The sequence below is a fragment of the Streptomyces sp. 1-11 genome (assembly GCF_007176755.1).
Classification (GTDB): Bacteria; Actinomycetota; Actinomycetes; order Streptomycetales; family Streptomycetaceae; genus Streptomyces.
Genome location: NZ_BJTV01000024.1, coordinates 52,250 through 67,193, shown reverse-complemented (window position 1 = coordinate 67,193; position 14,944 = coordinate 52,250). Strand labels below are relative to the sequence as shown.

The 14,944-nt window shown below is 70.7% G+C and carries 13 protein-coding genes and 1 pseudogene; 4 read left to right on the top strand and 10 right to left on the bottom strand.

The features are described from left to right. Nucleotides 1-250 precede the first annotated feature (250 nt). The 5 genes and pseudogenes from TNCT1_RS33360 to TNCT1_RS33335 form a co-directional block, all read right to left on the bottom strand. Nucleotides 251-808, bottom strand: coding sequence for an XRE family transcriptional regulator (locus TNCT1_RS33360; RefSeq protein WP_143639659.1), 558 nt, complete (start codon nt 806-808; stop codon nt 251-253). Between the two features lie 12 nt (nt 809-820). Beyond that, the gene (locus TNCT1_RS33355; RefSeq protein ID WP_143639657.1) at nt 821-3,103 is read right to left on the bottom strand and encodes a helix-turn-helix transcriptional regulator; all 2,283 of its coding nucleotides are present in this window, start codon (nt 3,101-3,103) and stop codon (nt 821-823) included. A gap of 192 nt (nt 3,104-3,295) precedes the next feature. After that, a pseudogene (locus TNCT1_RS33350) lies at nt 3,296-3,430 on the bottom strand (TetR/AcrR family transcriptional regulator); the annotation flags it as partial. Between the two features lie 277 nt (nt 3,431-3,707). After that, nucleotides 3,708-3,926 (bottom strand): hypothetical protein, encoded by a 219-nt coding sequence (locus TNCT1_RS33340; protein ID WP_235903021.1) that lies wholly within the window; start codon nt 3,924-3,926, stop codon nt 3,708-3,710. Nucleotides 3,927-4,222: 296 nt separating this feature from the next. Further along, nucleotides 4,223-5,149 (bottom strand): helix-turn-helix domain-containing protein, encoded by a 927-nt coding sequence (locus tag TNCT1_RS33335; protein WP_235903020.1) that lies wholly within the window; start codon nt 5,147-5,149, stop codon nt 4,223-4,225. Nucleotides 5,150-5,205: 56 nt separating this feature from the next. Between TNCT1_RS33335 and TNCT1_RS33330 the strand changes: the two genes are divergently transcribed. Beyond that, nucleotides 5,206-5,703 carry a hypothetical protein gene (locus tag TNCT1_RS33330; protein ID WP_143639651.1) on the top strand — a complete coding sequence of 166 codons (498 nt, stop codon included), beginning with the start codon at nt 5,206-5,208 and terminating at the stop codon, nt 5,701-5,703. 59 nt (nt 5,704-5,762) lie between these two features. Here the strand turns inward: TNCT1_RS33330 and TNCT1_RS33325 are convergent, their stop codons facing one another. Beyond that, on the bottom strand, nt 5,763-6,581 hold the full coding sequence (locus tag TNCT1_RS33325; RefSeq protein ID WP_143639649.1) for a helix-turn-helix transcriptional regulator: 819 nt from the start codon (nt 6,579-6,581) through the stop codon (nt 5,763-5,765). A gap of 72 nt (nt 6,582-6,653) precedes the next feature. Between TNCT1_RS33325 and TNCT1_RS33320 the strand changes: the two genes are divergently transcribed. Continuing rightward, the gene (locus TNCT1_RS33320) at nt 6,654-7,370 is read left to right on the top strand and encodes an SDR family oxidoreductase (protein WP_143639647.1); all 717 of its coding nucleotides are present in this window, start codon (nt 6,654-6,656) and stop codon (nt 7,368-7,370) included. Between the two features lie 162 nt (nt 7,371-7,532). Here the strand turns inward: TNCT1_RS33320 and TNCT1_RS33315 are convergent, their stop codons facing one another. From TNCT1_RS33315 to TNCT1_RS33300, 4 genes are all read right to left on the bottom strand, one after another. After that, nucleotides 7,533-8,225 carry an SDR family NAD(P)-dependent oxidoreductase gene (locus TNCT1_RS33315; RefSeq protein ID WP_143639645.1) on the bottom strand — a complete coding sequence of 231 codons (693 nt, stop codon included), beginning with the start codon at nt 8,223-8,225 and terminating at the stop codon, nt 7,533-7,535. A 124-nt stretch (nt 8,226-8,349) separates the two neighbouring features. Beyond that, on the bottom strand, nt 8,350-8,673 hold the full coding sequence (locus TNCT1_RS33310) for a putative quinol monooxygenase (RefSeq protein WP_143639643.1): 324 nt from the start codon (nt 8,671-8,673) through the stop codon (nt 8,350-8,352). Between the two features lie 66 nt (nt 8,674-8,739). Beyond that, entirely contained in the window at nt 8,740-9,564 is an 825-nt protein-coding gene (locus TNCT1_RS33305; RefSeq protein ID WP_143639641.1) for an alpha/beta fold hydrolase, read from the bottom strand. A gap of 160 nt (nt 9,565-9,724) precedes the next feature. Beyond that, nucleotides 9,725-12,508 (bottom strand): AAA family ATPase, encoded by a 2,784-nt coding sequence (locus TNCT1_RS33300; protein ID WP_143639639.1) that lies wholly within the window; start codon nt 12,506-12,508, stop codon nt 9,725-9,727. 218 nt (nt 12,509-12,726) lie between these two features. Between TNCT1_RS33300 and TNCT1_RS33295 the strand changes: the two genes are divergently transcribed. Both TNCT1_RS33295 and TNCT1_RS33290 read left to right on the top strand, forming a co-directional pair. Further along, nucleotides 12,727-12,924 (top strand): hypothetical protein, encoded by a 198-nt coding sequence (locus tag TNCT1_RS33295; RefSeq protein ID WP_143639637.1) that lies wholly within the window; start codon nt 12,727-12,729, stop codon nt 12,922-12,924. A gap of 309 nt (nt 12,925-13,233) precedes the next feature. Continuing rightward, a complete protein-coding gene (locus TNCT1_RS33290; RefSeq protein ID WP_143639635.1) occupies nt 13,234-14,928 on the top strand; it encodes a serine/threonine-protein kinase in 1,695 nt (564 codons plus the stop codon). Nucleotides 14,929-14,944: the final 16 nt, after the last annotated feature.

The window sequence follows — 14,944 nt, the reverse complement described above, 5'->3', positions numbered from 1 at the left end:
GAACGCGCCGCGCACGAGAAGTGAGTGAGGCCCGGCCGGATACGGCCGGGCCCCACTCGCGTAACCAGCCTTTGTGGGCGAGCGGTTGGGAGGGATCGGGCGTATCGGGCGCACCGCAGGGTAGGTGAGTGATGCACCGGCCCCGCAGGCTCAGCAGTGGAACCCTGCTCCTCCTGCCTGCGGGGCTGCTGCGCGCCCGGACAGCCCCGAGCGGCCGACAGTCTTCTGTCCGGCCCCCGGACCGGCTCGGCTACAGCTCGAAGTCGAGGTCGATCAGGTCGGTGAGTTCCACTTCGAGACCGTGGGCGCGGCGGCCGTTGTCGCGGAAGTAGACCTCTCCGACGGCCTCGGCGGCGATGCGGCGGAGCCGGTCCTCGGTGGCGCCTTCCTCCCGGGCCGTGAAGAGGCGGGCGGCGTGCTCGGGGGGCAGGGCGAGGGTGAGGTGGCGGATGCGGGCGTCGTCGGTGCTGCCGGGGGCGGCGGTGTAGCCGAAGCGGCCCTGGACGTCGATCATGATGCCGCCGGTGGTGGCCGCGGCCTGCTTGGCCTTGGCCCTGATCTGCGGCTGCCAGCGCACGCGGACCTCACGCTCGATGCGGTCGGCGAGCTCCGGCCGGGGCGTCCGGATCTGGTTCTTCACATACCGCTCGACGGTGCGCTGGCTGACGCCGAGCAGCTCGGCCACCCGCCGGGTGCTGCGCCGGTGCCGGCGGACCAGGTAACGCATCTGTGCCCCGGCCGTTTTCGGGATCGGGCGGGTGAACGCGCCCTGCACCGCCTTGTCGAGTCCTTCCCCGACCGTGACCATGCCGCGATTCCCCTACTCTCCGGTGTCCTTGGCGGTGACCTCGCCGGTCTTGATGTAGCGGGCGAGGTTGGCGACGTGGCCGTCACCGGCGAGCTCCTCGAGCACGGTGGCGCCCCACAGCACGCTCTGGGTGCCCTCGTGCTTGACCATCCCCGGGGAGACGCCGAGCCGGAAGCCGCCGGGCACGGTCTTGCCGTCGGCGTCGTAGGGCAGGACGTCGAGCGGGCTGGGCCCGTCCGCGGCGTACACGGCGCAGTCCGAGAGGACCGCGACCGGATACTGCCCGGTGGCCGCGGCCAGGGCGACCATCTTGCGGTGCATGTTGATCCGGGCCCGGGAGACGACCGCGGCGCGGATGTCGGGCCGCCAGGTGGGCCGGGCGAGGGCGGGCCACGCCTGTCCCGGCTTCCAGCCGCCGCCGCGTGCCTTCTCCTGCAGCTTGCCGATGCCGCCCTTGACGGTCATCTTGATGGCGTCCACGACGATGCCCGTCTCCGCATCACGGCTCTTGTAGCCGTCCATCGCGGTCAGGAACTCGTGCGGGGGCAGCTTCTCGCCCACCCCGAGCTCTGTCATGGTGGCGACGTAGGCGTCGCGCAGCCGCTTGTACCAGCCGTCCAGGAACCGGCCGCTCTCGCGGCGCACCCATGCCTCCAAGGGGGCGACGTCGTAGCCCAGTTCCACCGCGTACGCCACGGTGGGCGTGGCGTACCAGGCCGGACCCGTCGGGCGCCGGCCGGTCGGCGTGAACGGGCTGGGCAGCAGGACGCCGTCGAGGTCGCGCCACTGCTTGCCGACCTTCACCCGGTTCAGGTCGACGTGGGAGAGGTCGACCAGCCACGAGCCGGGCAGCGCCGCGTCGAAGACCGGGTTGGTGACGTGGACCGGCGGCGAGGCAAGGCCGACGACGGCGCCGTTGGCGGCCGCACCGAAGGCGAGGTTGACGTCGATGCCGACCAGGTAGCGCTTCATGCACTCCGTATCGGTCAGGTCCCGCGCCCAGTCGTAGGCCTCCTCGAACAGCCGCTCGTCGGGGCCACGCACATGGAAGCGCGGCAGGCCGGCCAGGACGGGGTGCCCGTCGGTCGCCTCGCACGGCGCCGGGTCCATCGGCTGGGTGCCCAGCGAGCCGGGCCGGTGCTCGCGGTGCCGCCGGCCGTCGGCGTCCGGCTCGCTCGCGCGGGTCGGCGGGTTGAGCGCGGTCATCAGCTGCAGGCCGGTGACGGCCGGAGAGCCGACCGGGGTCATCACCCGTGTCGCGTACAGGCCCAGCACCTTGGCTAGCTCCGCCGGCTCGAGCTGGGCGGCATGCCCCCACGCACGGCCGTCGAGGGCGCGCCACGAGGGGATGCACAACTGCACGCAACTTCGGCGGCCCCCCTGGGCTGGGCGGTAGATCCGCGCCCACGGCCCCAGCCCCCGCCGGGTCAGCTTCCACTCGGCGCGCTCAAGCTGCTTGACGACCTTGTGCCCCTCCGCCAGCCGTCCGGCGAGCCGCTCCTCGTGCGACAGCGCGGCGGGCAGGCCGTAGCGTTCGCACGCCGCCTCGGTGAGCACCAGCAGCGGATCGGCGTCCTTGCCCGAGCCGTGCAGCCGCTCCGCCCCCAGGTGTCCCTCGGTCAGCGTCCACTCGACCAGCGCGGGCAGCGACTTGGCGGGCACGTCCAGGATCAGGCCGCCGACGCCGTAGCCGGTCACGTTCCGGTCGGCGTCGGCGTCGAGGACGAGCAGCGGGCCGTGCGGGTACGCACCGCCGGGCGCGGGCGTGTTCGCCGGGGCGGCCTTCGTCGCCCCCGGACGGCGCGAGCCCCGCGATACGCGCTCGGCGCGCGGGCCCGGCGCGGCGGCCGGCGCCTGAACGGCCGCTGGGGGAGCGGAGGGGGCATCCTCCGCCCCGGCCCGGGCTGTGGCCGTGCTGTCCGGCGCCTCGCTCGACGGCGCAGTCGACGGGCTCACCGCCGGCGCCGGCGCCGCCGCTGCCGAGGCCTGGGCCGCGGGCGCCGCAGCGGGCTGAGGCAGGGCGGTGTCCTCCTGCTCGGCACCGGTGCTCTCCGGGGCGGGGTAGAGCGTGGCGAGCTGTTCCAGCAGGCGGGCGTACGCCTCCCGCTCCGGCGGCCTGGGCTCGGTCTTACCCGACTCCCACGCGCCGACGGTCGCCCGCCGCACCTGCAGCGCGGCGGCGACCTCGTCCAGGGTGAGCGCATGAGCCTGGCGCAGCCGCCTGCGCTCCGCCGGCGGCGGCAGCGGGGAGCGGGACGCGACCAGCGCGTCCACCGCATCGAACAGCTCCGACATGAGACACCTCCGCCCCCATCCTACCGGCGAAACCGTACCTTTCACGTACTAATTAAGTACGTTTAGCACGCTAACCGCGTACGCAGATATGTGGGCACGACACCGGCGCCCGGCAGATACGCAAGGGCACGACACCGGCCGCAAGCGGTGCCGGCACAGCCGGACGGATGGTCGGTGCCCTCGCCGCGTTGGTCAGAGTGTGCGCGCGGTGAGATACCGCTGGACCGTGGGCCCGACCCAGTCCACGATCTCCTCGCGTTCGAGCGCCATGCTCGCCGGGAACCGCAGCACATAGCGCGTCAGCGCGAGCCCCAGCATGGTCGAAGCTCCCTCGCCGCCGCATTCCTGACCTCGGCACTGATCGCCATCACCGGCCTGCTGACCCTCCGCGAGACCCGCAAGGCCCACCAGGCCCCCGCCCCAGCGCCCGCCGCGCAGCCGGCAACAGCCTGATCTCCACCGCCGGGACGCGCACGCGGTCGTTGCGCGGCAGTCAACAGGTGCGGGGGCAGCGGGGGTTCAGCCCGCCGGGGGAGCGACCGTGACGAGCAGGCACCCCGTCACGGGGCAGACTCGGACACCGGCTACGTCCGTGCCCGCTGTGTCACTCGTTCGAGTTGAGCTCGTCGTACACCAGGTCCACGAGCCTTTCGGCCTCGGGTGTACGGGGGTCGGGGGAGACCTCGTAGTACCCGGCCAAAGTCGTGATCACGTCCTTGTGGGAGTCGTCGTGATCGTGCTGACGTTCTTCCCGTTCCTGGGAAGTCTTGTGGTCGGCACTCTGCCACCACCAGATCGTGCTTCGGATCTCGTCCTTTGTCATGGGGCCATGGAGTGTGATGTCCCTGCCTTGGACCTTCGCCGTGATCCTCGCCGAGTCCGCGCCGGTAGCCATGCGTTCTCATCTCCCTCCCGCGAAGCGGACGCCGTCAGCGCCCTGCGTCAATCACAGCAGCGGCTACCCGGCCGAAGGCCATGTCCTACGTCCGAACCGGACCACGAGCGCCGGAACTCTCTCACTCGGTGCGGTTCCGGCCTCTGGACCTGACCGCCACCGCCTGGGAACTGGCCCGACCCGGGGCGCGATCCGGCCTGTGAGCGGCGGGTGCGTACTGCCGCTCAGTCCCTTTGCCTGCGGCGCAGGTCGCTGACGGATTCGCCGAACTCGTGTTTCAGGGACCTGCCGAGGTGTTTGGTGTCGTGTACTCCCCATCGTGCTGCGATCGCGGCCGTGGAAGTGTCCGCGGAGGCGGGGTCGAGAAGGTCTCGGCGGATCCGTAGCAGGCGTTCATGGCGGACCCAGGCGGCGAAGGTCAGGTCACCGCCCTTGAAGAGCGCATGGAGGTACCTGACGGAGATGTGGTGCTGGTGCGCGACCCGTTCCGCACTGAGGCGGGGGTCGCCGAGCTGAGCCAGCGCGTAGGCGCGGATACGGTCGGCAAGGTCGCTGGCGACGGACGCCCGCTCGGGGGTGGTGTCGGCGAAAGCGGCAAGGAGGAGTGCGGTGAGCGCGTCGGCCAGATACGTACGTGACACACGCTGACGGGGAAGGTCCTCGCCGGCTGCGGACAGGGCGTGGCCGAGCAGTCTGCCGATCCCGCCCTGAGTGGCTATGGGGAGCGCCGTGCGCCGGCTGATGGAGTTCGCGTGCTTGCCCAGACTTGCCCGGGGAACGCAGAGCACAGTCATGTCACTGGGGTCGACACCGACGAGCCGGTAGGGCCGGGTGTTGTCACAGGCGAACAGTTCACCGGGTCTCACCGCCGTGGTCCGGTCGTCCTGGGCCGCCGTGACCGGGCCGTGGTGGTGCAGAGTGAAATGCATCCACTCCACGTCGCTGGAGGTGATGCTGCGGTTGTCCCGCGTCACCGTCGCGGCGGCGGCCTGGATACGGGCGACGACCACGGGCCCGATGACCGCGTGGTCCACCACGGCTTCGAACCCCTGCGGACCGGGATCGGTCACCCGCAACGGGGCGAACAAGGCCGAGGCGACTGCCTCGAACGACTCGGTTCCCCTTAATCGGGAACCCTTGCGGTCGGTCATGCCGATGTGCTCCCAGCTTCCTGTGCACATGTGCGGTTCAGTCCCAATTGTGCACCGTGCGCAAACTGGAGAGTCACAGTGCGCATATGGGTGCTCGCCGGTCGCGGGTTGCGCCTACGGTCGTCAACGAGCGATCAACCGCCGGGCGGAGCGAGCCGGCGACGCATACACATCTCGTCGACACCTGGGAGATCTGCATGATCAAAGGTCGTATCGCAAAGGCACTGGCCTCAACGGCGCTCGTCCTGGGGGGAGCGATGACGCTCGCACCGAGCGCGGTGGCGGACAGCGGTTCGTCGGTGACCGCCCTTCCCGCGTCCAGCGACTCCGCGCTGGCCTCGTGTTGGGGCCAACGGGTGACCGGCAGCGCGGGCCATCAGGGGAACAAGACCTGGTGCGACTCGGGACGGTACCGTGAAGTGATCAAGTGCGAGACCCTGGGCGGCTACCAGTACACGCACTACGGTCCCTGGGTATGGGCGAGCGCGGAGAGCGTCGCATGGTGCAACCTCGGCGACAGGATCATCGGAGACCATACGGAGTGGGGGGCCTGAGGCTCCCGCCCCCCGCCCTGTCCTTGGGCGCCGGCCGTGACCTGTCCGCGTCTTCGGTTTCAGGTCGTCGCCTGCTCGGCCAGCCTGTGCAGAGCCCGCATGGCGGGTGATCCGGGGTCGGCCGTGATCAGGACGACTTCCTGGTCGTCCTCGGGCACGAGCAGGACGTCGCAGTTCAAGCGCAGCGTGCCGGCTTCGGGGTGGTCCAGGGTCTTGGTGCGGTGCCCGGGTGCGTGGACCGGGCGTGTCTGCCAGATCTGCCGGAACTCCTCACTGCCGGCGTGCAGTTCGGCCAGCAGGGCGGTCACCTGCGGGTCGTGCGGGTAGCGGTCGGCGGCTCGGCGAAGCCGCGCCACCACGATGTGCCCGAACTCCTCGCTGCTGGAGCTCTCGTGCATCCCTTGCCGGCTCAGGAAGCGGCGCCGGGCCAGGTTCGTCGTCCCGTGTGCGAGGTCGCCGCCGAGCAGTGACCGGGCCAGCGGGTTCCAGGCGACGACGCCGTAGGCCGCGTCGGTGACGACGGCAGCGGTCTGGGGCAGCCGTTCCAGCATCCGGGCCACGTGCGGGCGTACCCGGCGCACGGCGTTGCCGGCGGGCGGCACGTTCGATCCCGCCAGGCGGAACAGGTGGCTGCGCTCGGCCGAGGTGAGCCGCAGTGCCTGGGCCAGCGCATCCAGAATCCGGGGCGATGGCCGCGGTCCCCGGGCCTGCTCCAGCCGCGTGTAGTAGTCGACGGACATGTGGGCGAGTTCCGCCACCTCCTCGCGGCGCAGGCCGGGTGTGCGGCGGGTGGTGCCCGTCGTCGTCAGTCCGGCCTCGTGCGGACGTAGACCCGCCCGACGGTCCCGCAGGAAGCGGGCCAGTTCCTGCCGCGCCATGCCACCTCCGGCCGCGTGCCTGGTACAGACTGTCCCTGGCAGGGCGCCCACCGCCAGGGGACCGTAGTCTCCATGAACGATCGCATAGCTCTGGTCACCGGCGCCAACAAGGGCATCGGCAAGCACATAGCCAGGCTGCTCGCCGCCGAGGGCCTGACCGTGTACGTGGGCGCGCGCAACCCGGGCCGCGGGGAGCGAGCCGTCGAGGAGATCGGTCCCGGCGCCCGGCCACTGGTCCTCGACGTGACGGATCCCGACAGCATCGCCCAAGCCGCGGCTCAGGTGGAACGCCTGGACGTGCTGGTCAACAACGCCGGCATCTCACCGTCACTCGCCTCGCCGGCCGACACCCTCATCGAGGAGTACCGGCACACATTCGAGACCAACGTGTTCGCCGTGGCGGCGGTGACCAATGCCTTCCTGCCCGCCCTGGGGCGGTCCCCGCACCCGCGCATCGTCAACGTCTCCAGTGGCACCGCGTCGCTGACCTGGAGCACGAACCCCAACCCCCAGTTCACCCCGGGAAGCGGTGGCGCTGCCGCCTACCGGTCGTCCAAGGCCGCCCTCAACGCCCTCACCGTCTTCTACGCCCAGACGCTGGCGGAGGACGGCTTCAAGGTCAACTCGCTCGCCCCCGGCCTGCGAGCCACCGATCTCAACCCCCGGGCCGCCGCTGCCGGCGGCGACCCGGCCGAGGCAGCGCAGGGTGCGCTCCGCCTGGCCCTGCTGCCGGACGACGGCCCCACGGGTGGCTTCTTCTCCTGGGACGGGACACCCGTGCCCTGGTGATCGGTGATCGGTGATCGGTGATCGGTGATCGGTGATCGGTGATCGGTGATCGGTGATCGGTGATCAGTCATGGGCGGCGTCGGGGACGGGTGTCCATCTCCCTTCTCGTCTCGTGGGGTACCGATCGCTGCGACCGCGAGATCGACGCGGGGCCTGCCGCCGTCACCAGGGGAGGACGCCGGCGCGGTCGGTCACCGTGCCGGTGGGTGTGTCGGGCCCCAGGGTGGCGATACGCACCGCCGCCTCCGCGCCCTCCTCGACGCTCTGCCCGATGCGGCCGGTGAACTCGGTCGCGGTCTGGCCGGGGTCCACCGCGTTGAAGCGGACGTCGGGGATCGTCCTGGCGTACTGCATGGTCAGCATGGTGACCGCGCTCTTCGACGAGCCGTAGGCGGCGAGCGGATACTGCGACTCGACCCGCTCCGGGTCGTGGGTCAGCGTGAACGACCCCATACCGCTGGTGACGTTGATGACGGACGGGGCGGCCGCCTTCCGCAACAGGGGCAGGAACGCGTGCGTGACGCGCACCAGGCCGAAGACGTTGGTTTCGTAGACGTGGCGGATCCGGTCGGCCGTCATGTCCTCGGGGGCGGTCACTTCGCCGAGGATCCCGGCGTTGTTGACGAGAATGTCCAGGTGGCCGGCCCGCGCGCGCAGCGTCTCGACCGCCGCGCCGACCGACGCGTCGTCGGTCACGTCCAGCTGGACGAAGCCGGCACCGAGCCGATCGGCGGCCTTGCGTCCGTTCCCGGCGTCCCGGGCTCCGATCCAGACCGTCTGGCCCGCCTGGACGAGCCGGCGCGCGATCTCGTGGCCGAGGCCCCTGTTGCCGCCGGTGATCAATGTGGTGGTCACGTCGTGTCTCTCCTGTGCGTGTCGTTGGAGCGGGTGCTCCCGGGAGAACGGCTACCGGGAGCACCCGCGGGATGGGTTCGCTGCGGTGCGTCCCGTCGACGTCGACGCCGACGGGCGCCCTGCTCTAGTGGGCGGGGCGGAACGGGCGCAGCAGGCGGATGCCGTCCTCGATGGATCCGTCCAACAGTTCGAGCATCTGCGGGACGAGTTCCCGCATCCGGGGCGCGGCGAGGTGTGCGTCGAGGTGGGCGCGTGTCTCCCAGCGTTCGTAGATGACGAACTCGCCAGGTCGGCCCTCGACTTCGTGGGCCTCGTAGTCGATGTTGCCGGGGTCGTTGCGCGAGGGGGTGACGGCGGCGGTGATGAACGCCTTGAGGTCGTCCTCCCTGCCCGCCTTCGCCTTCGCGTCCCAGACGACGGTCACATAGCCGGTGGGTGTTGCGGTCATAGTGATTCCTGCCCTGTTCCGTGTTGTGTTCCGTGCTGACGGGCTGTGTGTCGGTACCGAGCCCGGTCAGCTCCTGATGAAGTCAAGGAGGTCGGCGTTGACGATGTCGGCGTTGACGGTGCACATGCCGTGTGACAGGCCCGGGTAGACCTTCAGGCTCGCGTGCTCGACCAACGTGGCAGCCGCATGGGCGGAGTTGGCGATCGGGACGATCTGGTCGTCGTCGCCGTGCAGGAGGAGCGTGGGCACGTCGATCGCCCGGAGGTCGGCGGTGAAGTCCGTCTCCGAGAACGCTCTGATCCCCTCGTGGTGCGCCTGCGCGCTGCCGGCCATCGCCTGGCGCCACCAGTTCTGGATGATGCCCTGGGAGACGTCCGCGCCCGGACGGTTGAACCCGTAGAACGGCCCGGAGGCGATGTCGAGGTAGAACTGGGAGCGGTCGGTGGCCACGCCCTCGCGGAAGCCGTCGAAGACCTCCACCGGCAGCCCTGCGGGGTTGGATTCCGTTTGGACCATGAGCGGCGAAACCGCTGCGACGAGGACGGCCTTGGCAACCCGGCCGGCACCGTGCCCGGCGATGTACCGGGCGACCTCTCCGCCACCGGCACAGTGGCCGACGTGGACGACGTCGCGCAGGCCGAGGTGCGCCACCACGGCGGCGGCGTCCGCCGCGTAGCGGTCCATGTCGTGCCCGTGGCCGACCTGGGCGGAGCGCCCATGCCCGCGGCGGTCGTGGGCGACGACGCGGTAGCCCCGCCGGACGAGGAACAGCAACTGGGCGTCCCAGTCGTCCGAGCTCAGCGGCCAGCCGTGGTGGAACATGACCGGCCGGCCCGAGCCCCAGTCCTTGTAGAAGATCTCTACTCCGTCGTCGGTGGTGACGAACGGCATGGTCCGCTCCTCGTGGTCTCGCCCGGGTACCGGGCGGATTCGATGTCTCCACGAGAATGGCTCGGCCACCGTGCCGGCAGCCTCCGTCAGTTGACTGACATCCGGCCGACGGCTCGCTCACGTCAGTACCGTGGCAGTGCCGAGACCCGAGCGGCAGCTCTCACGGCCGGGTGGCCGGAGGCTCGGGAGGCAGCGCCTCCAGAGCGTCGCGGAGCCCGGCCCGCGACGTGATCCCCAGCTTCGGGAACACACGGTAGAGATGCGACGACACGGTCCGCGGCGAAAGGAACAGACGTGCCGCGATCTGCGGGTTCGACAGCCCCGTCGCCGCCAGCCTGGCGACCTGCAGCTCCTGCGGTGTGAGGGCCCCACCAGCCTTGCCCCGGCCGGTCCGCGTCATCCCGGTGGCGCGGAGCTCCGCCGCGGCCCGGGCCTCCCACGAACGGGCCCCGAGCTCCTCGAAGCGGCTGTGGGCGGCGGTCAGTTGCACCCGGGCCTCGCGGTTGAGCCCCTGACGGCGCAGCCTCTCGCCGTACGCCAGATGAGCACGGCCGACTTCGAAGGGCCACTGCTCGATGCCCGGCAGCCCGAGTGCCTCCTCGAAGCACCTGACCATGTCCTCGGCGGCCGATGTCATCGCCGTGACCGTGGCCGTGCTCAGCGCGAGCCGCGACGAGAGGCGAGCGACACCGGCGTCGCGCAGCGCCTCCGCGTGCCGTCGCGCCTCAACGTGCCGCCCGGAGCGCACGGCGGCCTCGACGAGGTCCGGCGCGGACCACACGGCCTCGGGGTTGAACGGCGGCAGCACACCCGGGGCGCAGATCGCCGTGGCGTGCCGGAACGCCGTCTCGAAGTCGGCGGCGCCGAGGGCCGCCCGGGCCGCCGCCTGGTGGGCGCAGTTCTCCAGTCGCCGCAAACCCCTGGGACCCGACCACCCCCAGATGTCCTCGCAGTGCTCCCGGCACGCGTCGAGGGCGCCGCGCTGGGCTGCGGCCATCGCGGCGATGTAGTGCCCCACCTGGGCGAACAGGTGGTACCCCGTCTCCTCGGACAGTGCGATGAGCTCGTCCGCGGCGTCGGCCGACGCCTGCCACCGGCCGGCGTACAGGCCGTCCAGGGCGACGAACATCAGGGCCGGCATGCTCGAACCCACCGCGCCGCCGTCGCGTATGACCCGGCCCACGGCTTTGCGACAGCCCGGAAGCCGGTCGAGGTACGAGGCGGTCAGGGCGGTGCGGATGACCACGTCGGCGTCACTCTGGTCCCTCAGCCGCGCGATCTCCTCGTCCAGGCGGCGCAGCATGCCGTCGGTGACGGAGCCGAGGGCGTGGTGGACGCGCCCCAGCGACACCGAGGCGGCGGGCGCCGCCTCGGGGAACCGGGCGAGCACGTCGACCAGAGGCTGCCAGTGCTCGGGGCGGCCGGAGTACTGGCTGGCGAGGGTGAGGGTGAACAGCGCGGTCTCCAACTCCTCACGCGGCGCTCCGGGCATCACCGGGGCCTGCTCGACCGCCTCCATCAGGAGTGCATGGGCCGTATCGGCGTCGCCTTCCGTGACGAGCACCAGGAAGCCGGCCGTCGCGGCCGTCGAGAGCGACCGGGCCGCCGGATCGCTCTCGACCTCACGCATGATCTCGTGGCTGACCTCCAGATGGCCCGTGACCCAGGCGGCGGCATAGGCGGCCTGCGACAGGCGGCGCCTGCGGTCCGCTCGCTCGGGGCTCAGCTCGGCCGCGCGCCGCAATCGTGCGATCGCGCCGTCGGCGTCACCGCGCCGCAGGCTGCTCCGGGCCGCCGACTCCACGACGGCGGCGACCGCCTCGTCGGGCGCCGTCGTGGCTCTCGCGAGGTGATCACCGCGCCGCTCGGGCTGGTCGGCCAGCGCGTCGGCCAGTCGGCGGTGGGCGCGACGCCGCTGTTCACCGGTGGAACCGTCGACCACCGCGGTCCTGACCAGCGGATGCCTGAAGCGCACCGCGCGGCCGTTCTCCGTGACCATGACCAGGTGGTCACGCTCCGCGGGAGCGAGTTCCCCAAGGCTGCCCGGCCCGCCGGCCGCCTCGAGGACGCCGATGTCGCCGGAGCCCTCAAGAGCCGCGAGCAGCAGTACCTCGCGCGTTCCTGGCGGCAGTCGTCCGACGCGGGCGCCGTACAGAGCCCGGACATCCCGCCCCGGGCCGCCCGCCCACTCCGCCCCTCGGCCGTGTCGGTCGCCGGACATCCCGGTGGACCCGGCGAACTCGAGCAGCGCCAGGGGATTTCCCTGCGCCTCGTGCGCCACGGTCGAAAGAACCCGGCGGGGAAGATGAGCAAAGCGCCGGGACAGCAGCCGCAGGGCGTCCGCGTCACCCAGCGGCGCGACCTCGAGCTCCGGCAGACCGGTGGACCGCAAGGATTCGCCGGACACCGCCCGCTGCGCTCCGAGCAGCCCGATGCGGCGACCCCCCAGTCTTCTGGCGACGAAACCCACCGCGGCCCGGCTCGCCTGGTCGACGGCATGAAGGTCATCGACCACGAGGAGCAACGGCCGCTCCTTCGCGGCCTCGTCGAACAGGGACAGTGCCGCGTTCAGGACGGCGATCCGGCTCGGCGCGGGACCGGCGCCGAGACCGAGGGCGACCTCGAGGGCCTCCCGAATGGGCCGCGGCAGACGACCGAGCTCGTCCGGCAGCGAGCCGACGAGCTGATGCAGCCCCGCGAAGCTGACGTCCGTCTCGTACTCGACACCGCTCCCGCGGACGACCCGCACTCCCTTCGCCACCGCCAGCTCGACGGTCGCGTCCAGGAGCGCCGTCTTCCCCACGCCCGGATCACCGGTGAGCAGCAGGACAGCTCCGTCCACCCCGGCCGTCTCCAGGAACGCCGCAAGCTCGGCGAACTCGCCCTCCCGACCGACCAGCCCGGTCGGGCCGACGCCCATGCCCGTCCCTGACTTCGCCCACATCCGCCGCGTCCCTCGTCCTGCCTCGCGAAGCAGCCGAAACCCCAGCCACGCACCTGACCAGGAAGTATGGCACCCACCGGCAAACGGAGCCTGAAGGCATCTGCTTCGCGGCACCCGCAGCTCCCAAGGCGGTAGGCGGACTGGACGGCACCATACGGCTGTGGGACGTCAGCTCGAACCAGGCGCTCGGCACGACGCTCCCCGCACCGGCCGACCAGGTGCTGAGCCTGGTGATCCAGGGCGACGGCACAGGTGACAGCCTGTACGTGGCGAACCAGGACGTGCCTTCGCACGCCTATGCACTGGCGCCGGCCTCCGTCGCGGCGGCGGTGTGCGCACGGGCCGGCGGCGGCCTCACCCGGGAGGCATGGGCGGACTTCCTAGCCGAGGTGCCCTACCGGAGGGTGTGCACCTAGGGCTCGACGGTGGCGGTGACCGCGGCGTCGGTGTCGGACGCTTCGATGCGGATGAACCGCAGGCCTTTGATGTAGCCGAGCAGGCCGGGTCGTTCAGTGTCTCCGGCCTGTCCCAGGGTCCATCAGCTGGAGATACGAGGTCGTGGAGTCCGATGGGCCCGGGCAGCGGGCGGGCGAAGATGCCGGCGAGGGTGGTCGTGCTGCGTTGGGAGCGAAGCCTGTGGGCTTTGTGTGAGGAACTACTACTGCGGTCCTCGCGTGACTGAGGGTGCGGGAGCCTGACACCGGACAGAACCCTGGAGGGACTGAGTGGACCGCAGCACTGTGATCGCTGGCAGATATGAGCTGGTGGAACGGCTCGGCAGGGGAGGCATGGGGGAGGTCTGGACGGCCCGTGACCGTGAGCTCCACCGCACGGTCGCCATCAAGCTCCTGCAGCCCGACGACAACGCTCCGGCCGAGTTTCTCCAGCGCTTTGAACGCGAGGCAGTGGCCGCGGCCCAGATCAACCACCCCCACATCGCCGCCCTGTACGACCGCGGTGCTCATGACGACATCCGCTTCCTCACCATGGAGCACATCGAGGGAACCAGCCTTGCGAAGCATTTGCATGCCCATGGTCCACTGTCCGTCGACCGTGCGCTGGAGATCGCGCAGGAGATCTGCGAGGCCCTGGTCGCTGCGCACGCGGCGAACATCGTTCACTACGACATCAAGCCTTCCAACGTCATGCTCACCCGCGACGGCACCGTCAAGGTCGTCGACTTCGGCATTGCGGGCTTCGTCCATACGCACACCTTCACCGTCGCTCCCACCACATTGCTCTCACCCATCGGCACCGCACAGTACGGAGCGCCGGAACAGTTCCTCGACCACCGCGGTGACACGCGATCCGACCTCTACGCCCTGGGCAGCGTCCTCTTTGCACTCCTCACCGGACAGCCACCGTTCGGCGACGGCAGCCCCCTGTCGGTGATCCGCCGCAAACTCGACGAGGAGGCCCGTCGTGTGACCGAACTGCGTCCGGATGTTCCCGGCCCCGTAGCGGACCTGCTGACGGACCTGCTCCAGCGCGATCCCGAGCGGCGTCCCGGCACTGCGGCCGCCGTCCACGGGCGCATCACCGACCTCCGCCGCGAAGTCTCCACGCTCGTTGCGACCGAACCAGCCGACCTGGCGACGGCGGCTGCGCCACCGCCCGTCCCACGAACCGCCATTGCCACAGGCCCCGCCCCTGCGCTCCCGCCGGCCGCTCCCCCTGAAGAGCACGGTGCGAACAGCGGTCCGCCCGGCGGCGAACCGCCGGAGCCGCAGGGAAGACCCGTCCATCGCGCGATCCGAATGGGTGTAGCCATACCGCTGTGTGCCGCCGTGACGGCTGCCTGCATTGCCTACTTCGCCGGCTTCTTGAACCACGATCACGCACTGCCGGACGACAAGGCCACAAAGACGCCAGTGGCCGCCAAGAAGTACTTGAGTATGCCGGACCTTTGCGGCTACCTGCGAAGCAACGAGATGCACGGTTACAAGGAACTCGCCGCCTACGACCTGCCCGAGTCCACCAACACAAGCAAGAAGGCCAACTGCGGCTGGACCGAGCCGAACAGCGCGAACGGCGACCTGTACGACTTCGAGCTGACGGTCAGCGCGGAACTGCTGGATTCTCCACAGGACGCCGACAAGGCGATGGCCAAGATCACTCCTGGCCGCTCCGAGTACGGACCGATGACCACGAGCAAGGTCCCCCAGACCGAGGAACTCCCCGACGGCGCGATGCAGACGGTGAGGGACGAGAAGAAGGAAAAGGAACGGAAGTACAACTCCACCAGCATCGACTTACGGCAGGCGAACCTACGTATCACGGTCGACTGGAGTGACTGGAGCTGGGCCGGCGATGTCAAGCTCACCGAGCGGACGACTAGTCAGGCCTGCAAGGCAGCCCGCATGCTGGTCGGATTCCTCAAGGATGAACCGGAGAACAAGACAAAACCGGTCTGGGGATGAACGTGCTTGTTCACGA

Excerpts from the sequence above, each read along its gene's own strand:
- TNCT1_RS33320 (WP_143639647.1), top strand. The coding sequence starts at position 6,654 with ATGAACGATCGCATAGCTCTGGTCACCGGCGCCAACAAGGGCATCGGC.
- TNCT1_RS33325 (WP_143639649.1), bottom strand. The coding sequence starts at position 6,581 with ATGGCGCGGCAGGAACTGGCCCGCTTCCTGCGGGACCGTCGGGCGGGT.
- TNCT1_RS33310 (WP_143639643.1), bottom strand. The coding sequence starts at position 8,673 with ATGACCGCAACACCCACCGGCTATGTGACCGTCGTCTGGGACGCGAAG.
- TNCT1_RS33360 (WP_143639659.1), bottom strand. The coding sequence starts at position 808 with ATGGTCACGGTCGGGGAAGGACTCGACAAGGCGGTGCAGGGCGCGTTC.
- TNCT1_RS33300 (WP_143639639.1), bottom strand. The coding sequence starts at position 12,508 with ATGTGGGCGAAGTCAGGGACGGGCATGGGCGTCGGCCCGACCGGGCTG.
- TNCT1_RS33355 (WP_143639657.1), bottom strand. The coding sequence starts at position 3,103 with ATGTCGGAGCTGTTCGATGCGGTGGACGCGCTGGTCGCGTCCCGCTCC.
- TNCT1_RS33340 (WP_235903021.1), bottom strand. The coding sequence starts at position 3,926 with ATGACAAAGGACGAGATCCGAAGCACGATCTGGTGGTGGCAGAGTGCC.
- TNCT1_RS33335 (WP_235903020.1), bottom strand. The coding sequence starts at position 5,149 with ATGACCGACCGCAAGGGTTCCCGATTAAGGGGAACCGAGTCGTTCGAG.
- TNCT1_RS33305 (WP_143639641.1), bottom strand. The coding sequence starts at position 9,564 with ATGCCGTTCGTCACCACCGACGACGGAGTAGAGATCTTCTACAAGGAC.